This window comes from Bradyrhizobium sp., from assembly GCF_035701725.1.
Classification (GTDB): domain Bacteria; phylum Pseudomonadota; class Alphaproteobacteria; order Rhizobiales; family Xanthobacteraceae; genus Bradyrhizobium.
This window is the reverse complement of sequence record NZ_DASSRP010000260.1, coordinates 1-2,295: the sequence shown is the minus strand read 5'-3', so window position 1 is coordinate 2,295 and position 2,295 is coordinate 1. Positions and strand designations below refer to the sequence as shown.

Here is a 2,295-nt window from a genome sequence, read left to right as displayed (position 1 = left end):
CAATGGCCTGTCGGATTCGTGGCAGGTCGCACAGGCAGCGGCATAGATCGAAGCGCCGGCGGCGTTGGACGGGACGGGCTGCAACGGCCTCGATTTGACTTGCGCGCGTATTTCATCGGCCTTGTGGAGGCGATCCTGGCTGGGTGGGCCGAACACGCTTGTCATATAGACAGCGATCGCATGCACATCGCTTTCCCGCACCGACGACAGGTTGCTGACGACTTCAGCCATCGGCCCGCGTGCGACGCCATGATCTTTATCCCAGCCCTGGCGCAGATAGTGGAACAACGCCTCGGTATCCCACGGCACCGGCGAAGGCGATCGCGCGTTGATCGCATAGGCGTGCCAATTGTCGACGTCGCCGCCGGAGAATGGCGCGCTCACACGCTCAGCACCCAAAGCGTTGCGAGGCGTGTGGCACGCGCCGCAATGGGCCAATCCTTCGACGAGATACGCGCCACGATTCCACTTCGCGCTTTGCGCGTCGTCCGGCCGGTAGGTCTCCCGCCGCAGGAACAGCAATTTCCAGCCTGCCACGACAAAGCGTTGATTGAGCGGAAAGGCGAGCTCGTTGGCGCGCGCGGGCGCGCGGACCGGTTGCCGGGTCATCAGAAACGCATAGAGCGCGCGATCATCCTCGTCGGTGACGTTGGTGAAATGGTCGTAGGGAAACGTCGGATAGAGGTGCTGCCCGGCACGATCGACGCCGGATCGCATCGCACGGCGGAACGCAGCTTCGGACCATCGACCGATACCGGTTTCCGGATCCGGCGTGATGTTGGAGGAGTAAATTGCGCCGAACGGCGTCGGCACCGGGAGGCCGCCGGCGAAAGCCCTGCCTCCTCGCACCGTATGGCAATCGTTGCAATTGCCGATTGCCGCAAGGTCGCGCCCCCGTTTGACGAGATTGGCATCGAAGGATTGCGGCGCAGGCGGTTCGATCGCCGAGATCGCGGGTCGCCACGCCACTGCAAAGGCCGCAATCACGCCGCCGGCCAAGAGCCCTGCGACGATGCCTGCAACGATTTTTGAACTTGTCATCCGTCCCAGCTTTTATTGCTTTGGGACCTTGCTAGCACAAATCCGCGCGCGGTGCGCCACCCTGTGGCGACGCCACAATGCGGATTTTTCCGGACGAGAGGGCTGGCGTTGGCTAAAGCGGGATGAAGTTAGCTTGAATCGATTTGGGATTCCCAAATCAGGGCGTTTCTGATTCACCATGCTGGCTGGGCTGGAGGCCGGCATGGATGGGCAAGCCTTACTCTTTGGATCTTCGGAAGCGGGTGGTTGCGGCGGTTGTGACCGGCGGGTTGTCCTGCAATCAGGCAGCCAAGCAGTTCGGGGTAGGCATCAGCACGGCCATTGGATGGGTGCGACGGCAGCGAGAGACCGGCAGCGTAGCGCCCGGCAAGATGGGCGGCCACAGGGCAAGGGCGATTTCGGGCGAACATCGTGTCTGGGTGTTAGAAAGAACCAAGCGAGACTTCACCTTGCGCGGTCTGGTCGCCGAGCTCGCTGAGCGCGGGCTGAAGGTTGATTACCGGTCGGTATGGGAGTTTGTCCATGCCGAGAACCTCAGCTTCAAAAAAAAGCGTGGTGGCTGGCGAACGCGATCGTCTCGACGTCGCAAGGCGGCGGGTCCAGTGGATCAAATATCAAAATCGCGTCGCACCTGAGCGCCTGGTTTTCATCGACGAGACCTGGACCAGGACCGATATGGCAGCATTGCGCGGATGGGCGCCGCGCGGTCAGAGGCTTACCGCCAAGGTTCCGCACGGCCGCTGGAGCACCATGACGTTCCTGGCGGCCTTACGTTGCGATCGGATCGAGGCGCCATGGTTTCTCGAGGGCCCCATCGACGGCGACAGCTTCCGCCTCTATGTGGAGAAGGTCCTTCTACCGACGCTTCGTCCCGACGATATCGTGATCATGGACAATCTCGGCAGCCACAAAGGCAAGGTCGTGCGTCAGCTCATCCGCTCGGCAGGGGCCAGGCTCTTCTACCTGCCCAAATACTCACCCGACCTGAACCCCATTGAACAGGTCTTTGCCAAGCTCAAACACTTCCTCCGAAAAGCCGCCGCCAGAACCATCGAAACTGTCTGCCTCGCCATCGGCGAGGCTCTGCAGCTCTTCACGCCCGAAGAATGCGCAAGCTACTTCGCAAATTCAGGATATGGACGAACCTAACTTCATCCCGCTTTAGAAGCCTAGCACGCCGCGCTCTACGCTTTCGGTACTGAGAGATCATGGCGCGCAGGCCAAATCCCGAAATGAATCCGGCGAAAAAGCAAA

At 61.1% G+C, this 2,295-nt stretch carries 2 protein-coding genes; one reads left to right on the top strand and one right to left on the bottom strand.

Annotated elements, in window-relative coordinates:
* Nucleotides 1-1,041 (bottom strand): cytochrome c (locus tag VFL62_RS15510; RefSeq protein WP_325173264.1); only part of this gene is annotated, 1,041 nt, incomplete at its 3' end.
* Nucleotides 1,042-1,247: 206 nt separating this feature from the next.
* On the opposite strand from VFL62_RS15510, the gene VFL62_RS15505 reads away from it, so the two are divergent.
* A protein-coding gene (locus tag VFL62_RS15505) for an IS630 family transposase (RefSeq protein ID WP_325173263.1) occupies nucleotides 1,248-2,190 on the top strand; the annotation gives its coding sequence in 2 pieces (ribosomal slippage) (nucleotides 1,248-1,583 and nucleotides 1,585-2,190; 942 coding nt in all).
* Nucleotides 2,191-2,295: the final 105 nt, after the last annotated feature.